Origin of the sequence: Ewingella americana ATCC 33852, from assembly GCF_000735345.1 — a bacterium.
Lineage (GTDB): Bacteria > Pseudomonadota > Gammaproteobacteria > Enterobacterales > Enterobacteriaceae > Ewingella > Ewingella americana.
Genome location: NZ_JMPJ01000076.1, coordinates 127479 through 145076, shown reverse-complemented (window position 1 = coordinate 145076; position 17598 = coordinate 127479). Strand labels below are relative to the sequence as shown.

Below are 17598 nucleotides of genomic sequence, written 5' to 3'. Positions count from 1 at the left end.
AAAATCTGGCGTCTCACCGTAATATTTGTAGCCATTTGGATGCTTGGTAATGCCTTTACAGATATCTAGCTGCTCGCCGGAGAGTGTTTTTATAGATGAAGGTGTAACGCGGTAATTGGGATAATTACCCACATCTTGCAGCCAGACTGTCACTTTTCCTTCAGGTGCCAAACCTATAATCATGGTGTCGTAATAGACCTCTGTTCCACGCCGATTTTTATGATCCGCAGGGGCGATCATTTTTTCCCAAACAGATTGTGGGAAGCTTATCGATGTTTCATATACCTTCATATCGATAACTGAGTCCCAGCAAAACACCATAGCTTTAGGCGGATGCTTGGCTTTATTCCATGTCACCGACGAACGACGAATATGCTGACTCCATTTACCTACACTGTCTGGGTTATCCTGAGTTCCATCGAGCGTGTTGAATTGATAAACAATATCGTCGGTATCAAGAATGGACGCGAAAGTCACTAGTGAGGGCAATGCCTGTGGGGTAACAAAACTAAATCTCCACTCGCCATACGGCAGCGAGAACGGGTTGGAGGCATCAGGACGAGTATTACCAGCAGTAGCTTGGCAACCTACTAATGTCAAAGCCAATAAGCTTGCGGCCAGACGTGTTATTTCCATATATCTTTACCCTCCATTTTTAGCGGCTCTCTTGGCCGCAATTACACCTCACCAATTCCCGTAGGGATAGGTTTTGCCTTTGATGAAATCTTTTATGTCTTGATCATATCCATATGAAAAATCACTATCAGTGATTCCTTTGCAAATATTTAGCTGGTCACCGGAAAGTGTTTTTATGGCTGTAGGTGTAACGCGATAGTTGGGATGATCGTCAACATCTTGCAACCAAACAGCGACTTTCCCCTCGGGTGCAAGGCCAATAACCATCGTTTTGTAATAGGTTATACGCCCATACGAATCTTTATGAGCGGCGGGAGTGATCATTTTCTCCCAAATCGGCTGCTTGAATGTTAGATAAGTCTCATACACTTTTTTGTCTATGACTGAGTCCCAGCAAAAAACCATAAAATGTGGCGGGTATTTAGCCTTGTTGTAATTGATTGAGACGAAGTTACTCCGCGTAAAGTCATTCCAAGCCCCCACGACCTCTGGGTCTGATTGAGTTTTATCGATAGTATTAAACTCATAAACATAGCCATCGGTATCAATCAATTTGACATGAGTCACTACAGCAGACAGTAATTTAGGAGTAAAAAAATCGAATTTCCACTCTCCATAGGGAGTGGCATATTTGCTGACTTCAGAAGTTGAATTCTCTTGCCCTGCGCTATGACATCCACTCAAAACCAATGCCGAAAAAAGCACAGCCAGACGTGTTATTTCCATATACCTTTACCCTCCATTTTAAGCGGCCCTCTTGGCCGCAATTACGTCTCACCAATTCCCGTAGGGATAGGTTTTACCTTTGATGAAATCTGGCGTCTCACCGTAATATTTGTACCCATTTGGATGCTTGGTAATGCCTTTACAGATATCTAACTGCTCTCCGGAGAGTGTTTTTATAGATGAAGGTGTTACGAGATAATTGGGATATTTACCCACATCTTGCAGCCAGGCAGTCACTTTTCCCTCTGGAGCCAGACCAATTATCATCATGTCGTAATACACTTCCAAGCCGCGATAATTTTTATGCCCTGCGGGCTTCCTCATTTTTTCATCAAGGGAGGCAGAAAAGGACAGGCGGGTTTCATAAACCTTTTTATCGATAATGGAATCCCAACAAAAGGTAATGTATTTGGGCGGATTTTGAATTTTGTTCCAGTATCCAGGCGGATTACGAGGCCTATCTCCCCAGCTTCCCACTATTTCTGGGCCTGTATGTGTCTTATCGAGGGTTTTAAAGCTATAAGCGTTGCCTTTGGTGTCCATAACAATGGCATAAGTCACTAAAGCTGGCAGAGCTTTGGGAGTGATAAAAGTAAAGTACCACTCTTCTGGAGCAGCCCTTTCTGACTTAATAGTATTGGCTTCAACGGCGCTTTGACAGCCAGTAATAATCAATGCAGAAAGAAGGCCTGCCAGACGTATTATTTCCATATTTTTTTCCCATCCATATTGTATACCGTCCGATGCCACTGTTCATCTGGCCGGTTGGTAAAAGTGACTATTTTGGCGGGTTTAACAGCACCAATAGGTAGACCTTGTTCATCTTTGATGACGCTATTCCAGTTTGCAGAGCAGTGGAGATACTTTTTAGCTAATACATTGAGTTCCGGAGATACAAAAACATATTTAGTGTCACCACTACGTACAGCTCTACCAAGGCGAAGCGCTTTTTCACTAAGATAATTCAGCTCTTCCGGTAAGGCAAAATCGGGCACGCTTTCATCAACTGGATCGAATTTCACTCCTGCCTCTTGTGCAGCATCGAGCATCACTCGCAGAGGAACCTTTGACCAGTCATTGTATGTTGTCCGCTCCAGTGTCAAAGCGGCGGCACTTCGTTTTTGTAATCTGCCGTAATGGTCAGCTGGCATCCTGTCGTCATGCCAGGTTTTAACGTCTATTTCGACATTCTGACAAATTGAATTAATGGCCGGAAACTGATTCATCTCTTTGAGCTGTTGCACTGTTTGCTGATAAACCTTTGTCTGTTTATCGTCAGTAGAGAAGGGGACGGTTTCAAACTGCGGTCGAGTCAGAAAATAGGCTTCGTATTCCACCGGGTTATAACCCCCTCCAATATCGGAATGGGCTCCGGGTAACTCAACTTCTGGCCATGCGGGTTTCACACTGTTGAGCGCAAAGTTAAATCGGCACTCGTGCTGGGCAGTAATATGGAAGACTTTTTCTGCTACACCGGGGCGCAGTGCAATATTCACATCGCCTGTATCCGCTGTATGAGGGTTAAAACCATTTTCGGGCGTGCCGATGGCGGCCACGGTATCAAAAATGCCAATAAACCGGGTTTTACCTCCCGGAGTGCCGCTGAACTCAACATTGCCTAATCCCGCTTTTATCGCGGCAATAATTTGGGGGTCTTGAGAGAACACGCGATTGGCAAAATGCCGAGCGGCTGCGGCACCACGGCTAAAGCCAAAGATATCGAATTGCAATTCTTTGATAGTGTCAGAATCTACTTCGCAAAAACTCTCTAAATAATGAGTTATCGCATTACTTATCTCATTTACAGCCTTATCCGTTTTTCGTATGACACCAGTATCGCCACTTCCGGTACCCATTCCATAACCGCTATCTGCTTGATTTGTCTCAGTACCAATTCCCTCGATATAAATTGCCCGTTGTCCCTGCCCTGTATCGGCAGTGAGGCTTTGGCTATATAGAGTGTTAAGCCAATATACATTGGTGTAATACCCAAGATGGCTACCAGCCGAGATACCACTTAGCCCATGCGTAATTTTGACACACTGCTGTACTGAGGATATCGCATCGGCACTGCTCATCTCATAATGCTCGGCATTACATGCCTTGAGACGCGCGTCGGTATTGTTGGCATTATTCCCCGTACCATCAAAAAACACGCCGAGGGTTAGGGTAATTTCGCGTTTCGGTTTCTTTGCCGCCTGCCCGCGCTGCTCCGGCTCTGCGCTTGAGCTCTTTGCCGCCGTTTCTTCACCGATGAATTCATAGGTGTCATTCACCATTGATGGAATGAATTCTGCATTGCACGGGCAGCTACTTCTACTGTGCAGCGTACCGGCAAATTTGCGGCCGTTAATGGTGTCATGGGGAATGTGCCCCACAATGATGTAAGTGCCGGGGTGCTTGCCGCAGCTAACCCTATCCTCTTCCCTTGCTACCGCTCTGCCAAACAGTGTGTGGGTAAAATCCCCTTCCAGAATAATACCGCCACAGGTAGTTTCGTCCTCGACGACCAGGTAATAACCTTTTGTCATTAGTGCACCCTCCTAGGCGGAGTGAAGCTTGAAACAAGGTTTTTTGCCGCCGAATAGGGGGTGTTGAGCCTCAGGCTCTGAGAAAGGGGCTGATAAACTGAAGGGCCAGATTGAACGATTTCCAGCCAATGTGCGAGCGTGCTCCCGCTGCGACGCATCGTATCCATATTAATTTCCTTTTTTATATGGTTATTCTGCGCTCATTTTACCCATGGCTAGCGTTTCGCCAAAGGTTACTTTTCATTATTGGGCTACAACTGCTGCTCCGTCTGAAATTTCTTATTTGCGCGCCGCAGTAACAGCGCCTGCTGAATGTCTGGTCCGGCGGCGAGAAGCTGGCGGGTGTAGTCGTGCTGCGGGGCGTCGAGGACCTGCTCGGCGGGGCCGCTTTCAACTACGTTGCCGCGAAACAGCACCACTACGCGGTCGCAGACTTGGCGCACGGCGCTTAAGTCATGGCTAATGAACAGCACCGAAAGACCGAGTTCTTCGCGCAGGCGACCCAGCAGTGACAGGATTTGCCCGCGAACGGAGAGATCGAGCGCCGACACGGCTTCGTCCGCCACCAGCAGGTCAGGTTCGAGGGCCAATGCGCGGGCGATGGCTATACGCTGGCGCTGGCCACCCGAAAAGGCTCCCGGCAGACGCTGTGCGTGGTGTGGCTCCAGACCCACCAGTTCAAGCAGTTCCGCCACTCGACCTGCAATCATCGAGGGCGGGCGCAGTTTATGCACCCGCAGCGGCTCGGCGATTTGCTCACCGACGGTGATTTTTGGATTGAGGCTGGCGAACGGGTCCTGAAAGATGATTTGCGCCCGGCGGCGCATCGCCAGCTTCTGAGTCGGGTTGGCATTGCGCAGGTCAATGCCGTCGAAAACCACCTCGCCGCTGTCGGCGGGGATCAGGCCAATTGCCGCCCTACCCAAGGTCGTTTTGCCCGAACCGGACTCGCCAATCAGGCCAACAATTTCTCCACGGCGAATTTCCAAACTGGTCGGAAACAGCACCGTCTGGCGCGTGGGTTTGACGAAGGGTAAAGCGCGCTTTTGCGGATAGCTTTTGGTCAGCGAACGCAGGCTGAGCAAGGGCTGCTGGTCGGCGTTTGCTGTAAAGGGAGGGCTGATCTCCGGCTGTGACGCGGCAATCAGCTTTTGGGTGTAGGGGTTTTGCGGCGCGGTGAGTAGAGCTGCTACCTCTCCTTCCTCGACAATATTGCCGCCATGCATCACATAGGCGCGGTCGGCGTAGCGAGCCACCAGACTCAGGTCATGGGTGATAAGCAAAATGCCCATCTCCATCTCCTGCTGTAACTCTTGTAGCAGGGCGAGGATCTGCGCTTGAATGGTGACATCCAGCGCGGTAGTCGGCTCATCGGCAATCAGTAAAGCCGGTTTACAGCTAATGGCGCTGGCAATCATCACCCGTTGGCGCATCCCTCCGGAAAGCTGGTGAATATACTGTTTGGCGCGCTGTTCGGGATTGAGGATGCCCACCCGGTCGAGTAAGGCAATAACCTGCCGGTAAGCCTGCTTCCAACTGAGGTTTTGATGGCGAACCAGCACTTCGGCAATCTGCTCGCCAATCTTCAGCACCGGATTCATACTGGTCATCGGCTCCTGAAAAACCGTCGCCATGCGGTGGCCTCGCAGAGCTTCTACCGACGAGTAACCGGGGCTGACGATCAGCTGGCCGTCGAAGTGGATCTCGCCCTGTGACTGCTCAACGCCCACGGGCAATAGCCCCATCAGCGCCAGCGAACTCAGGGTTTTGCCCGAGCCAGACTCCCCCACCAGCGCCACGATCTCCCTTCTGTTCACTTGAAACGAAATCGGGTTAACCAGCGTGCTCCCGCTGGTCGTGCTAATCGCCAGCCGGGTGGCCTGTAACAGGGGATGGGAAGAGGACATAGCGCTGCGCCTATAAAGAAGGTGATAACCAGAGAATATATCCTATATTCTCTGGCCGCAACGTCGGCAGAAGCAGCGCTTAGGCTGGTTCGAGATAAGCTAGAACTAACGCTGTTTTTTCTCCAGTTCGCGCACCAGCGGAATCACCTCTTTGCCGAAGAACTCGACCTCTTCCTGAAAATGCAGAAACGCCAGCAGCATCAGGTTCACACCCGCATGTTTCAGCTCGATGATCCGTTCGGCGATTTGTTGCGGCGTGCCGATAAGGTTGGTTTTGAAGCCATCATTGTACTGCACCAAATCCTCGAGGGTGGATTTTGCCCAGTTGCCCTCGCCTTCGGGTGAAGCACTTCCAGCGTTTTTCACTTCATGCTGGAAGCCTTTCACCGCCTCGGGATTGGCGTGGTCGAGGATCTCCTGCAACACCTCTTTGGCCTCTTTCTCGGTGTCTCGGGCAATCACAAAGCCGTTCAGGCCGACCTTAACGCTGTGGTGATTGGCCGCCGCTTTGGTTTGTAAATCATCGATTTGCTGTTTGACGCCCTCTGGCGTGTTGCCATTAGTGAAGTACCAGTCCGACACTCTGGCCGCCATATCCCGCGCCGCGCGCGAGCTTCCTCCTTGGAAAATCTCCGGCAGCGGGCTTAAAGGTTTGGGTTTGAGCGAGTAGTCGCGGTAGCGGTAGAAATCCCCGGCAAAGGTGAAGCTGGGTTCGGTCCAGATGCCGCGTAAGCAGCGAATAAACTCTTCTGAGCGCAAATAACGCTCTTCGTGATCTAACCACGGCTCGCCAATAGCTTTAAATTCCCCGCGAAACCAGCCGCTGACGATATTGACGGCAATGCGCGCCTCTGAAAGATGGCTGATGGTGGCGATCTGCTTGGCCGCCAGCGTCGGGTTCCACGGTCCCGGCAGCAGCGCGGCTATCACTTTGAGCTTCTCGGTGGAATCGAGCAGAGCCTGAGAAAAAGAGACCGATTCGTGCTGATTGTCCGCACCATAACCGGCGGTGAAGCGAATCTGCGTCAGGGCGTAGTCAAACCCTGCTTTCTCGGCAATTTGCGCCAGTTTGCGGTTATAGCCGATATCCCAGCTGGTGCGCTGCGGGATATTACTGATCACCAGCCCGCCCGACACGTTAGGCACCCAATAGGCAAACTGAATAGGATCTTGCTTGGTTTGATTTGCTGACATCGTTATCTCCCTCGTGATAAGCAAATTTATATATAACCAATTTCGATATTTATCTAATTACAAATACCATTTGGATATAAATCAGATAGCACAAGGCGTGCCAAGGCGACAGAAAGAGAAAGTGCTGTGAAATTAATCAGATGGATGTTTTAAAGGCGTCGGCAGGCTGCTGCATTTGCAACAGTTGTTGGGGTCAGGTGTGGGTTTTGCAACACGGGAGAAGCGGGCCTGTTGGCAGATTCAGCAACAGACCCGCTAATCAGCAGAAAGTTAGACCAGTTGGCCTAAGCTTGCGGCGTCAAAATCATGCAGTTGGTCCTGATTGCCGTTGCGGATTTTACTGACCCACTGCGGGTCGCTGAGCAGCGCGCGGCCCACGGCGATTAAGTCGAACTCGTCGCGTTCCAGACGGTGCAGCAGGTTGTCGAGGCTGGCGGGTTGCGCGCCTTCGCCAGTGAATGAGCCCATAAAGTCATTCGACAGCCCGACCGAGCCCACGCTGATGGTGGCCGCGCCGGTCAATTTTTTCGCCCAACCGGCGAAGTTCAGCCCGGACTCACCATCAATCTCAGGGAACTCTGGCTCCCAGAAGCGGCGCTGCGAGCAGTGCAGGATATCCACGCCCGCCTCAACCAGCGGCAGCAGCCAGTCGGTCATGGCATCCGGGGTGGTCGCCAGTCGGAAGGCGTAGTCTTGCTGCTTCCACTGGCTGACGCGCAGGATGATCGGGAAGTCTGGCCCGACCGCCTGACGCATGGCTTTCACGACTTCTGCGGCGAAGCGAGAACGCTGTTTTAGCGCCGCGCCGCCGTAGCCGTCGGTGCGCAGGTTGGTCGCCGCCCAGAAGAATTGGTCGATGAGATAGCCGTGTGCGCCGTGGATTTCGGCGACGTCAAAGCCTAAGCGTTTGGCGTCTGCGGCGGCTTGGGCGAAGGCGGCGATGGTGTCGGCAATTGCCTCATCGCTCATGATTTCCCCGCGCGGCTGGCCCGGACCAATCAGCCCTGAAGGGCTTTCTACCGGCGCTTCGGGTACCCATTCGGTCAAAAAGCTGGCGACTGAACCGGTATGCCACAGCTGTGGCCCCATTTTGCCGCCCGCCGCGTGAACCTCATCAATCACTTTTTTCCAACCCGCCAGTGAGGCTTCACCGTGGAAGAAAGGAATTTTTGGGTCATTGCGTGAGGCCGGGCGGTCAACCACCGTCCCCTCCGACAAAATCAATCCGACATCCGCCGCCGCGCGGCGCTGATAGTAGGCCGCCACGTCATCCCCCGGCACGCCGTTGGGCGAGAAAGAACGGGTCATGGGAGCCATCACAATACGGTTTTTAAGCGTTAGATTTTTTAACTGAAAAGGTTGAAATAAGACATCTACATTCGCTTTGCTCATGATTTAATTCTCTCTATGTGGTTTGCAAAGCCGAGGGTATATTATGTATACCTAGTGTCAATCAGGCACCACAACGCTACCAGGTATAGTTAAGGAAACTACTGTGTCGATTCAAAAAGCCCCCTGCCAAACCAATGAGTGCCCGCACCGTCTGCTGTTGGACCAGATTGCGGATAAGTGGTCGGTGCTGATCCTTAGCGCCCTGTGCGAGCAGCCGTTACGATTTAATACAATTAAGCGCCAGTTAAATGGCATCACTCAGAAGGCGCTAACGCAAAGCCTGCGCAGATTGCAGCGCAACGGCATTGTGGATCGCAAAGTGATCACCGCCTCGCCTATCGCGGTGGAGTATCACATCACCCCATTAGGGCGCACGCTGAAAGAGCCGTTTAGCGCGCTCTATAACTGGACGATCAGTTATCTTCCCGAGGTGGAAAAGGCGCGGCAGAAATTCGATTTAGACGCTGAAGAGGAGTAAAAACGCGCGCAGTAAGCACAATCCAAAGATTTTATTTGTTCTATTTATGCAACAAATCATCAACCAGATGAGGGTTTATCTCGCATTTTGAATCAAATAAAGTGGGTGATATGCGTGTTGAACAGAGAAAGGCGTGATGCAAAACTTTAAATTACTTTATGTATTTGACCCACTTTGCGGCTGGTGTTACGCCAGCGCGCCAGCGTTAGCCAGCCTCGCGGCGGCTTTTCCACAACAGTTGGAACTGATGCCCAGCGGCCTGTTCTCAGATGCCGGGGCGCGCGAAATGACACCTTCGCTGGCTACCCACGCTTGGACTAACGATCAGCGCATTGAGTCGCTGACTGGTCAGGTGTTTAGCGAAAAATACTTCAACAATATTCTGATGGGCACCGATGTGCGTTTTGACTCTCAGGCGATGAACCGTGCCCTGACGGCCATTCGCCAACTGGACGCCAGCTTAGAAACAGAAGTTCTGCATCATTTACAGCATGAGCGCTATGTCAACGGGCAGGACACTTCGGCTCCACAAGTGGTTGCTAACATTGCCGCGCAGCACGTGCAGGCGGCGGGTTATGAGCTGGATGCCAGCGACTTTGCCCTGCGCCTGACTCACGACGAGGCGCTGGCTGAGCAGACTCATCGGCGAACCCAGACCACGCAGTCGCTGATGGATAAACTGGCAGTCAGAGGCGTGCCGCTGTTGCTGGTACAAACTGGCGACCAGTATGAGCAGATCAGTGGCAAACCGCTGTATGTTGACCCGCAGGCATTGGTTGCGGCTATCAGTGAGAAACTGAGTGCCGCAGCCCGTTAATTAAGCGGATTTTGCCGGGTACTGCTCGTCAGTGACCTTCTCCAGCCACTCGACCGGGCTGCCGTTAAGTGATTCAGCAATGGCAATGTGCGTCATTGCTGTCTCGCTGGTCGCGCCGTGCCAGTGCTTCACCCCTTCAGGTATCCAGACAATATCCCCCGGATGTATCTCTTCCACCTCGTGACCCCATTTTTGAACCCAGCCCCGGCCTTGGGTGACAATCAGCGTCTGGCCTAGTGGATGCGTATGCCATGCGGTACGCGCGCCGGGCTCGAAAGTCACCGTTGCGCCGCCCACGCGAGCGGGTTCAGTGGCCTGAAAAGGCGCGTCAATCCGCACTTTGCCGGTGAAATAGTCCGCCGGACCGGGCTTCGAGGGCTGTGAACCATTACGTAAGATCTTCATGCTTTGCTCCTGAAAAGTGTCTTCTAAAAGAGGCCGTGGTGGCGTGATTCAACGTTACAGAGACCCCTTGCCCGCGACTACGGCCTAAATCTGCAAACGGCTATGAGCCTAATTCATCAATATCGCACGGGGCGTTGCGGCGGATTAATGAGGAAAACTCATAAGCTCATACCGATTATGGCAACTAATCAAATTATCACTGCCCCCCTACACTGCTGCTACCCCCACTAAGGAGTGAGCACAGTGAAAACACGTAAACTAGGTAATAGCCAACTTGAAGTCTCATCCATCGGCCTTGGCTGCATGGGATTAAGCTACGGCTATGGCCCGGCCACTGAAAAAAGTCACGCTATTGGCCTGATCCGGTCAGCCTTCGAGCAAGGCGTAACGCTGTTTGATACGGCGGAAGCCTATGGCCCGTACATCAATGAACAGCTGCTGGGCGAAGCCGTCGCGCCTTTTCGCCAGAAAATTGCGCCACCAAGTTTGGATTTGAGTTTGACGGCAAAGGCGGGCAAAGCGGCCTGAACAGCCGCCCTGAGCATATTCGGGCCGTGGCCGAGGCGGCGTTAAAACGATTGAATACCGATGTTATCGATCTGTTTTATCAACACCGCGTCGACCCGCAAGTACCGATTGAAGAGGTCGCAGGAACGGTAAAAGAGTTAATTCAGGAAGGTAAGGTGAAGCATTTTGGCCTGTCCGAAGCCGGCGCCCAGACCATTCGCCGTGCTCATGCCATACAACCCGTCACCGCCTTGCAAAGCGAATATTCACTGTGGTGGCGAGAGCCTGAGGCGGAAATTCTGCCCACTTTGGAAGAGCTGGGCATCGGCTTCATCCCCTTCAGCCCGCTGGGCAAGGGCTTCTTGACGGGTGCTATCAATCAGGACACGACCTTCGATAGCAGCGACTTCCGCAATATTGTCCCGCGTTTTTCTATTGAAGCGCGCAAGGCTAATCAGGCGTTGGTGACTCTGCTCGAGCAAATCGCCCAACAAAAAGGCGCGACGCCGGCGCAAATCGCTCTTTCGTGGCTACTGGCTCAAAAGCCGTGGATTGTTCCGATCCCCGGCACGACCAAGCTCTCGCGTCTGCACGAAAACTTAGCCAGTGCGGACATCGAACTGAGCCAGCAGGAGTTGAGCAACATTGAGAAAGTGCTGGCAAGCGTGACGGTAGAAGGCGCACGCTATCCAGAGCATTTGCAGAAACGCGTCGGAAATTAAGCCAATTTTGATTACTGGGAAGGTGCCGCAGCAGGCACTTTCCCTTTGGCTTTAGGCTTTATAACGCAGTGCGTCGACCAGCAGCGCGAAGGCCGATGTGTGCTGTCGGCGGCTCGGATAATAGAGATAGTAACCGGGGAACTCCGGGCACCAGTCCTGAAGAAACTCCACCAGCTCGCCGCTTTTCAGCTCTTCTCGCACATTGTCTTCCGGCACCAGCGCCATGCCAAAACCTGCCAGCACCGCCTTCTTGATTTGCGCATTGGAATTGAGGATCAACTGCCCATCAACCCTGACGCGCAGCGGCCGTCCTGCTTTCTCAAACTCCCACGCGTAAATCCCACCCAGCGTCGGAAGACGCAAGTTGATGCAGCTATGCTGTTGTAAATCATGCGGCGTTAGTGGCGCATTCTTGTCGGCGATATAAGACGGCGTGGCGACCACGGCCATGCGGAAATCTGGGCCAATGCGCACGGCAATCATATCCTTGTCGACCTGCTCGCCAAGACGAATTCCGGCGTCGAATCGGTCGCTGACAATATCTCGCAGGCCATAGTCGATGGTGACTTCGACTTTGATATCCGGGTAATCCGGCAAAAATTTTACAAGTTTTGGCCACAGCACGGTATTGGCCGCGTGTTCTGCCGCCGTGATGCGAATAGTGCCAGCGGGTTTATCCTTCAGCTCGGTGATGGCGGTCAGCTCGTCTTCGATTTCCGCCAGGCGCGGCGCGACTCTCTCCAGCAACTGCTGGCCCGCCTCGGTAGGTGCAACGCTGCGCGTGGTGCGAGTCAGCAGGCGAACGCCCAAACGCTCTTCCAAACCGCGAATAGCATGGCTGAGGGCCGACTGCGAAACGCCCAACTTTGCCGCAGCGCGGGTGAAGCTCTGCTCTTTCCCCACCACGGAAAACGCAATCAGATCGTTAATATTTGCTCGCAGCATTAATGATTTCTCTTCATAAATTCATTTTAATTATACGTGCTGGAGAAATACCTGCCCAGCGCGTATCTTTTAGAGTGAAATCAAGCACTCCCCCCGCTAATCAAATGAGGCAACCTGCGTAGATGAATAATTCCGTTTCGCTGATCGGTCAGAAAATCCGCCTTCGTCCCCTGACAGAACAAGATGCCGACGCCCTGCTGCTTGCCGCCTCTGACGGTGAATTGTGGAATATACAATTGACCAATATTCCGTCGCCAGACACTGTCGCGCAGTACATCAATATCGCCATCACCGGCCGCAATGCGGGCACGGTGCTGCCATTTGTGATTGAAGAGATTGCCAGCGGCAAGCCGATTGGCTCGACCCGTTTGTGGAAGATTGATACTCAAAATCGCAAGTTGGAAATCGGCCACACTTGGCTGTCCGTGTCTTGGCAGAGAACTTATGCCAACACCGAGGCCAAGCTCTTGCTGCTCACCCATGCTTTCGAGGTGATGAACTGCGTGCGGGTGCAGTTCACCACGGATGAGCTGAATGAGAAGTCGCGCAACGCCATTTTACGCTTGGGTGCCAAGCAGGAAGGGATTGTGCGCCACGAGCGCATTATGCCAAACGGCCGTAAACGCAACTCGGTGCGATTTAGCATTATTGATGAGGAATGGCCAGAGGTGCGCGGCAATCTGCACAGCAAATTGCAGAGTTTTGGCGCGGTTGGCGGATGAATCTGCTCGGCTTTGCGCTGGCTATCCTGCCCGTGGCCCTCTCGCCGGGGGCCAGTTTTACCTTAGCAATGAACAATGCCGTTCAGCAGGGAATGCGCGGCACGGGAAGGATTATTCTCGGCACCCTGCTCGGTATTTATACCCATGCGCTGCTGGCCGGGCTTGGCATCACGCGGCTGATTGCCGCCTATCCTGCCTTGATGAATGCCATCAAAATCATCGGCACGGCGTATCTTATCTATTTGGCCATTCGGCTGATTCGCAGCGGCCTGAATGCGCAGGATCTGGCTTTTACCTCTGGCAATCGTTCAACCGGCATCAAAGAAGCCTACTTAGCCAACGTGCTGAATATCAAAGCCATTATGCTCTATCTCACCGTGGTGCCCGCCTTCGCAGGCAGTGGCGCAAGCCCGTGGAGTTATCTGATTTTGGCGTCAATTCACGTTGCGATTATGGCCCTGTGGTTACTCTTCGCCGGACAGATGCTTATCCGCTCCGCAGCCAAAATCAGCACCCGCAAACTGAAGAAAGTGATCGACATCTGCGGCGGCACGTTATTGCTGATTTTTACGATTTGGCCTTATTTGGCTGGGTAACTTACATACTCACAGCGTCTTTTGGTGCTGCTTTCTACTGGCTAACAGTTGATGGGTTATCTTCTCAATCTCGGCGACGTCCCTAAAAGCCGAGGCGCGCAGAGCTAAATTCCACTTGCTCAGGGTCCTTGCATTAGCCACCAGCGTTTCATTGCCAACCAGACGCCCATTTCTCACGAGCCACAACGCGACTTCAGCCCAGTCCCACAGTGGAGATTGCCCCTTAATACGCTGGATTGGGCAGGGAAAATCGCCTCCTCCGCGTGCCCCATCTTTGAGCAAGGCGATGGCCTGACGCGTCATGCCGGTCAGTTCTGCAATATCACTTAACCCAACCAGAGCAGAGTCCACCGACTCAACAACCGCGCCTATTCCTGCGGATTCCACATGCTCAATCGCCGAGGCGATAGCGGCGTCGAGAGACTCAGCTTCGCGGTCGAAATCAAGATAGACAGAACGACCAAAGGCGCAAATCAGCGCGTCATCGCAGCCACTGCGGTAAAGCGCGTCTTCCAAACCTTCAGTTTCATAGGTAACGCCTGAGAGCATAAGCGTGAAATTGTAGAGCGGCATAAGACCTCCAGTGTCTCTTAAAGCCCAACGTCTCTGTCAGGCATATTCAGTGACCCGTCGAATATGCAGTTTGGCGAGGAACTTTCTTGGCCTCACCTGTGTGTACTCTAAACGCAATGTTGACAACCGTCAACGGCCCACTCATTCCCCATCAAACCCTTCACGCGCCTTGCGAAAATCAGCGGCATTTTCAATTACCCAGCCCCAGAGCGGCATCATGTTGAGCAGCATGCCTTTGCCGAGTTCGGTGAGCTGGTAATCGACGCGGGGATGGGGGATTTTCTGCTGATGGTCATAGCGGCTGATCAGCCCGTCGCGCTCCAACTGGCGCAGGGTTCGGGTCAGCATGCGCTGGGTCACGCCGGGCAAGGCTTTCGCCAACTCGGCGTGTCGCAGGGTGCCGCGCACGCCAAGGGTATAAACCACGCCCAGCGACCAGCGGTTTCCCGCATGGCTGAGCACCTCTCTTTTTAGCGTGTCGTCTTCATCGCTTAATGCATCGCAAATCGCGGAAAACTCAATAATTTGCTGCTCGTCTAGCTTCATCACGCCCTCCAGTATCATCTGTGTGCCTAATTGCTCGCCCTGTTTGACCAAGGCAGGATAGGCGCAACAAGAGGAGAAAAGTATGGAAAATACCATGATGCGTCAAATACATAACGTTTTAATTCTGGGCGCGGGCGAGCTGGGCATGGCGATGCTGGCAGGTTTTATCAAGCAGCGCGAAAGCCATCCCGAACTTCAACTGACCGTGCTGCTTCGTCCCGCTTCACTGGCAGAAAATGCCTCTGCTGGGCACAAGCGCAGAGTGCAGAAGTTCGCCAAATGGGGTGTCGCCACCCTCGCCGCCGATTTCAGCACTCAGTCTGAAGATGAGCTGGCGCAGGTTTTCGCGCCTTATGATGCCATCGTTAACTGTAGCGGCTTTGTCGGCGGCACAGGTACTCAGCTGAAAATCAGCCGCGCCGCGTTACAGGCAGGAGTCGCGCGCTATTTCCCATGGCAGTTTGGCGTAGATTACGACCAGATTGGGGTCGGCAGCGGGCAGCCGGTGTGGGACGAGCAGTTGGCGGTCCGCCAGCTATTACGCCAGCAACAGCAGACCGAGTGGGTGATTGTCTCGACCGGCATGTTCACCAGCTTTCTGTTCGAGGAGAGCTTTGGTCTGGTGGATATCCCCGGCGGTAAAGTGCGCGCGCTGGGCGATGCTCACTTCGCACTGACCCTGACCACGCCGGAGGATATCGGCCTGCTGACAGCGGCAATCTTCTTCCACCAGCCGACCTTGGCTAATCAGGTGGTGTATATTGCCGGTGACACCGTCACGTATCGCCAAATCACTGAGATACTGAGCGAGCATTATGGCAGGGAGTTTGTGCTGCAGGTGGAGGAGATTGCCAGCTTGCGAGCCAAAACGCAGGCCACACCGGAAGACGTGTCGGCGGCTTACAGTCTGGCCTTCGCCCGAGCCGACGGGGTGTCGTGGGACAAGGCGCAGACCTTCAACGCGCGCCACGGCATTGTGGTAACCGACGTCAAAGGCTGGCTGGCGCAGAATAAGCCCTGCGCCTGATTCAGCCGTTTTCAACCTCCCCGCAGTGCAGGGGAGGTTTTTTGCTATTAAGAGCAGTGCATGCTGGTGATCACGCCCTTCTCATCAGCCATGATATTCAAACGCTCGGGGTTGAAGTCCATGGTGACGCCCATGCCCGGTGTGATGAGGCGCATAGGTTTGGCAAAGCGCATGCCGTCCAGCGTAGAGGCCGGTTTACCAATCAAGTATTGGAAAGAGGCGGCGTTACAGGTGTCAGGCTGTTGCACAGGGTTTTGCTGCTTGGCGGTGTCAGTCTGATGTTGACAGGCAGTCAGCGCGAAGGTGGCCAGAGAAGCGACGATCAGAAGTTTGATTTTCATTATAAAAGACTCAAGGTTGGAAAAATAAATCAACCCAATGAATTTAGACATACGCATTGGCGTAGTCCATAGGAAAATCCATAAAAACGCCTGACAAATTCGCGTATCACTGAACTAGTTCACAATGTACATTTGGTGAGTTATGCACTATATTGCGGCGCTTAACGCGATATTCCACCGGCTAATTGCCGTGGAAATAACATTTTATAGCGCTCTGTTTTTGCATAAGGAACCGCACCATGGCGACGCAGTCCGTCGACACTTCCCCCCGTTCTGTGATGGGTGGCGCAATGATTATTGGCGGCACCATCATCGGCGCAGGCATGTTTTCTCTTCCCGTTGTGATGTCCGGTGCCTGGTTTTTCTGGTCAGTGGCCGCGCTGGTTTTCACTTGGTTCTGCATGCTGCACTCGGGGTTGATGATCCTCGAAGCCAACCTGAACTACCCAATAGGTTCCAGTTTTAATACCGTGACCAAAGACCTGCTGGGCAACGCGTGGAATCGCATCAACGGCTTAACCATCGCCTTTGTGCTCTACATCCTGACCTACGCCTATATCTCGGCCAGCGGCTCGGTTATCCAGCACACCCTGCGCGAAATGTCGGTCAACTTCTCCCCGCGTCTGGGCGGCTTGTTCACCGCGCTGGCGGTGGCCTTTATTGTCTGGCTGAGTACCCGCGCGGTAAGCCGCATGACCGCCATTGTGCTGGGTGCCAAAATCATCGCCTTCTTCCTGACCTTTGGCAGTTTGCTGTGGCACGTCAAGCCGGTGAACCTGCTCAATAGTGTGGAAGTGAACCCGAGCTACATGCCTTACCTTTTAGCCACGCTGCCGTTCTGTCTGGCGTCGTTTGGCTATCACGGCAATGTGCCGAGCCTGATGAAGTACTACGGCAAGGACCCGAAAACCATCCAGAAGTGCGTGCTGCTGGGCACCCTGATGGCGCTGGGGCTGTACGTGATTTGGATGCTCGGCACCATGGGCAATATCCCGCGCCCTGAGTTTATCGGCATCGCCGAGCGCGGCGGCAATATTGACGTGTTGGTGCAGTCGCTGAGCCAAGTGCTGAACAGCGCCGGGCTGGACTTGCTGCTGACCATCTTCTCTAACTTCGCCGTCGCCTGCTCCTTCCTTGGGGTGACGCTGGGCCTGTTTGACTATTTGGCTGACTTGTTCAAGTTTGATGACAGCAAAACCGGCCGCTTCAAAACCGCGCTTGTCACCTTCGTCCCGCCGATCATTGGCGGGGTTATCTACCCTGACGGCTTTATCTACGCCATCGGATTCGCCGGTTTAGCGGCAACCGTTTGGGCAGTGATTGTCCCGGCGCTGATGGCCAGAGCCTCGCGCCAGCGTTTTGGCAGCCCGCGTTATCGCGTCTGGGGCGGCAAGCCGATGATTGTTTTAGTGCTGCTGTTTGGCGTGCTCAACGCCACGGTGCATATCCTCTCCAGCCTCAACTGGCTGCCGGTATACCGTTAAAACTAAAAGCAAAAATGGGCGCGGATCTCAGATCCGCGCCCACATTAAG

18 protein-coding genes and 1 pseudogene are annotated in these 17598 nt (G+C 53.1%); 7 read left to right on the top strand and 12 right to left on the bottom strand.

The genetic code is table 11. From position 1 onward, the window contains the following. The 7 genes from GEAM_RS22270 to GEAM_RS22240 all read right to left on the bottom strand — a co-directional run. The coding region (locus GEAM_RS22270) for a DUF2931 family protein (RefSeq protein WP_034796249.1) at positions 1–636 on the bottom strand (636 nt) is incomplete at its 3' end. A gap of 48 nt (positions 637–684) precedes the next feature. Further along, a complete protein-coding gene (locus GEAM_RS22265; RefSeq protein WP_034796247.1) occupies positions 685–1362 on the bottom strand; it encodes a DUF2931 family protein in 678 nt (225 codons plus the stop codon). Positions 1363–1410: 48 nt separating this feature from the next. Then, complete coding sequence (locus GEAM_RS22260; protein WP_034796244.1) at positions 1411–2073, bottom strand: DUF2931 family protein; 663 nt, start codon at positions 2071–2073, stop codon at positions 1411–1413. After that, positions 2064–3893, bottom strand: a complete 1830-nt coding sequence (locus GEAM_RS22255) for a phospholipase effector Tle1 domain-containing protein (RefSeq protein WP_034796242.1) — start codon at positions 3891–3893, stop codon at positions 2064–2066. Before GEAM_RS22255 ends, GEAM_RS22260 begins: the two co-directional genes overlap by 10 nt. 251 nt (positions 3894–4144) lie before the next feature. After that, positions 4145–5800 carry a dipeptide ABC transporter ATP-binding protein gene (locus tag GEAM_RS22250; RefSeq protein ID WP_051899619.1) on the bottom strand — a complete coding sequence of 552 codons (1656 nt, stop codon included), beginning with the start codon at positions 5798–5800 and terminating at the stop codon, positions 4145–4147. Between the two features lie 105 nt (positions 5801–5905). Next, positions 5906–6994, bottom strand: a complete 1089-nt coding sequence (sfnG, locus tag GEAM_RS22245) for a dimethylsulfone monooxygenase SfnG (protein ID WP_034796239.1) — start codon at positions 6992–6994, stop codon at positions 5906–5908. A gap of 270 nt (positions 6995–7264) precedes the next feature. Beyond that, a complete protein-coding gene (locus GEAM_RS22240) occupies positions 7265–8386 on the bottom strand; it encodes an NADH:flavin oxidoreductase (RefSeq protein WP_034796236.1) in 1122 nt (373 codons plus the stop codon). Between the two features lie 103 nt (positions 8387–8489). Here GEAM_RS22240 and GEAM_RS22235 point away from each other — a divergent pair, with 103 nt between their 5' ends. Next, the gene (locus GEAM_RS22235; RefSeq protein ID WP_034796233.1) at positions 8490–8864 is read left to right on the top strand and encodes a winged helix-turn-helix transcriptional regulator; all 375 of its coding nucleotides are present in this window, start codon (positions 8490–8492) and stop codon (positions 8862–8864) included. Positions 8865–9000: 136 nt separating this feature from the next. Further along, positions 9001–9681 carry a DsbA family protein gene (locus GEAM_RS22230; RefSeq protein ID WP_034796230.1) on the top strand — a complete coding sequence of 227 codons (681 nt, stop codon included), beginning with the start codon at positions 9001–9003 and terminating at the stop codon, positions 9679–9681. Here the strand turns inward: GEAM_RS22230 and GEAM_RS22225 are convergent, their stop codons facing one another. Beyond that, on the bottom strand, positions 9682–10086 hold the full coding sequence (locus GEAM_RS22225; protein ID WP_034796227.1) for a (R)-mandelonitrile lyase: 405 nt from the start codon (positions 10084–10086) through the stop codon (positions 9682–9684). A 243-nt stretch (positions 10087–10329) separates the two neighbouring features. On the opposite strand from GEAM_RS22225, the pseudogene GEAM_RS22220 reads away from it, so the two are divergent. Next, positions 10330–11315: pseudogene (locus GEAM_RS22220) on the top strand (aldo/keto reductase). A gap of 51 nt (positions 11316–11366) precedes the next feature. Here the strand turns inward: GEAM_RS22220 and GEAM_RS22215 are convergent. Further along, positions 11367–12260 (bottom strand): LysR family transcriptional regulator, encoded by an 894-nt coding sequence (locus GEAM_RS22215; RefSeq protein WP_034796226.1) that lies wholly within the window; start codon positions 12258–12260, stop codon positions 11367–11369. A gap of 122 nt (positions 12261–12382) precedes the next feature. On the opposite strand from GEAM_RS22215, the gene GEAM_RS22210 reads away from it, so the two are divergent. Both GEAM_RS22210 and GEAM_RS22205 read left to right on the top strand, forming a co-directional pair. After that, complete coding sequence (locus GEAM_RS22210) at positions 12383–12982, top strand: GNAT family N-acetyltransferase (protein ID WP_034796225.1); 600 nt, start codon at positions 12383–12385, stop codon at positions 12980–12982. Continuing rightward, positions 12979–13578, top strand: a complete 600-nt coding sequence (locus GEAM_RS22205) for a LysE family translocator (RefSeq protein WP_034796224.1) — start codon at positions 12979–12981, stop codon at positions 13576–13578. Before GEAM_RS22210 ends, GEAM_RS22205 begins: the two co-directional genes overlap by 4 nt. Before the next feature lie 9 nt (positions 13579–13587). Here GEAM_RS22205 and GEAM_RS22200 read toward each other — a convergent pair whose 3' ends face one another. Together GEAM_RS22200 and GEAM_RS22195 are read right to left on the bottom strand one after the other, a co-directional pair. Continuing rightward, positions 13588–14151: a hypothetical protein gene (locus GEAM_RS22200; RefSeq protein WP_034796216.1), complete on the bottom strand. Its 564-nt coding sequence runs from the start codon at positions 14149–14151 to the stop codon at positions 13588–13590. A gap of 141 nt (positions 14152–14292) precedes the next feature. Next, positions 14293–14697, bottom strand: coding sequence for a winged helix-turn-helix transcriptional regulator (locus GEAM_RS22195; RefSeq protein WP_034796215.1), 405 nt, complete (start codon positions 14695–14697; stop codon positions 14293–14295). An 82-nt stretch (positions 14698–14779) separates the two neighbouring features. Between GEAM_RS22195 and GEAM_RS22190 the strand changes: the two genes are divergently transcribed. After that, the gene (locus tag GEAM_RS22190) at positions 14780–15724 is read left to right on the top strand and encodes an aromatic alcohol reductase (protein ID WP_034796214.1); all 945 of its coding nucleotides are present in this window, start codon (positions 14780–14782) and stop codon (positions 15722–15724) included. Positions 15725–15771: 47 nt separating this feature from the next. Here GEAM_RS22190 and GEAM_RS22185 read toward each other — a convergent pair whose 3' ends face one another. Continuing rightward, positions 15772–16065, bottom strand: a complete 294-nt coding sequence (locus tag GEAM_RS22185; RefSeq protein WP_034796299.1) for an I78 family peptidase inhibitor — start codon at positions 16063–16065, stop codon at positions 15772–15774. A 239-nt stretch (positions 16066–16304) separates the two neighbouring features. Here GEAM_RS22185 and mtr point away from each other — a divergent pair, with 239 nt between their 5' ends. Continuing rightward, positions 16305–17549, top strand: a complete 1245-nt coding sequence (mtr, locus tag GEAM_RS22180; protein ID WP_034796213.1) for a tryptophan permease — start codon at positions 16305–16307, stop codon at positions 17547–17549. Positions 17550–17598: the final 49 nt, after the last annotated feature.

Coding starts and splice junctions, on each gene's coding strand:
- sfnG (WP_034796239.1), bottom strand. CDS start 6,994: ATGTCAGCAAATCAAACCAAGCAAGATCCTATTCAGTTTGCCTATTGG.
- GEAM_RS22210 (WP_034796225.1), top strand. CDS start 12,383: ATGAATAATTCCGTTTCGCTGATCGGTCAGAAAATCCGCCTTCGTCCC.
- GEAM_RS22230 (WP_034796230.1), top strand. CDS start 9,001: ATGCAAAACTTTAAATTACTTTATGTATTTGACCCACTTTGCGGCTGG.
- GEAM_RS22225 (WP_034796227.1), bottom strand. CDS start 10,086: ATGAAGATCTTACGTAATGGTTCACAGCCCTCGAAGCCCGGTCCGGCG.
- GEAM_RS22260 (WP_034796244.1), bottom strand. CDS start 2,073: ATGGAAATAATACGTCTGGCAGGCCTTCTTTCTGCATTGATTATTACT.
- GEAM_RS22185 (WP_034796299.1), bottom strand. CDS start 16,065: ATGAAAATCAAACTTCTGATCGTCGCTTCTCTGGCCACCTTCGCGCTG.
- GEAM_RS22195 (WP_034796215.1), bottom strand. CDS start 14,697: ATGAAGCTAGACGAGCAGCAAATTATTGAGTTTTCCGCGATTTGCGAT.
- mtr (WP_034796213.1), top strand. CDS start 16,305: ATGGCGACGCAGTCCGTCGACACTTCCCCCCGTTCTGTGATGGGTGGC.
- GEAM_RS22200 (WP_034796216.1), bottom strand. CDS start 14,151: ATGCCGCTCTACAATTTCACGCTTATGCTCTCAGGCGTTACCTATGAA.
- GEAM_RS22250 (WP_051899619.1), bottom strand. CDS start 5,800: ATGTCCTCTTCCCATCCCCTGTTACAGGCCACCCGGCTGGCGATTAGC.
- GEAM_RS22265 (WP_034796247.1), bottom strand. CDS start 1,362: ATGGAAATAACACGTCTGGCTGTGCTTTTTTCGGCATTGGTTTTGAGT.
- GEAM_RS22255 (WP_034796242.1), bottom strand. CDS start 3,893: ATGACAAAAGGTTATTACCTGGTCGTCGAGGACGAAACTACCTGTGGC.
- GEAM_RS22240 (WP_034796236.1), bottom strand. CDS start 8,386: ATGAGCAAAGCGAATGTAGATGTCTTATTTCAACCTTTTCAGTTAAAA.
- GEAM_RS22215 (WP_034796226.1), bottom strand. CDS start 12,260: ATGCTGCGAGCAAATATTAACGATCTGATTGCGTTTTCCGTGGTGGGG.
- GEAM_RS22190 (WP_034796214.1), top strand. CDS start 14,780: ATGGAAAATACCATGATGCGTCAAATACATAACGTTTTAATTCTGGGC.
- GEAM_RS22205 (WP_034796224.1), top strand. CDS start 12,979: ATGAATCTGCTCGGCTTTGCGCTGGCTATCCTGCCCGTGGCCCTCTCG.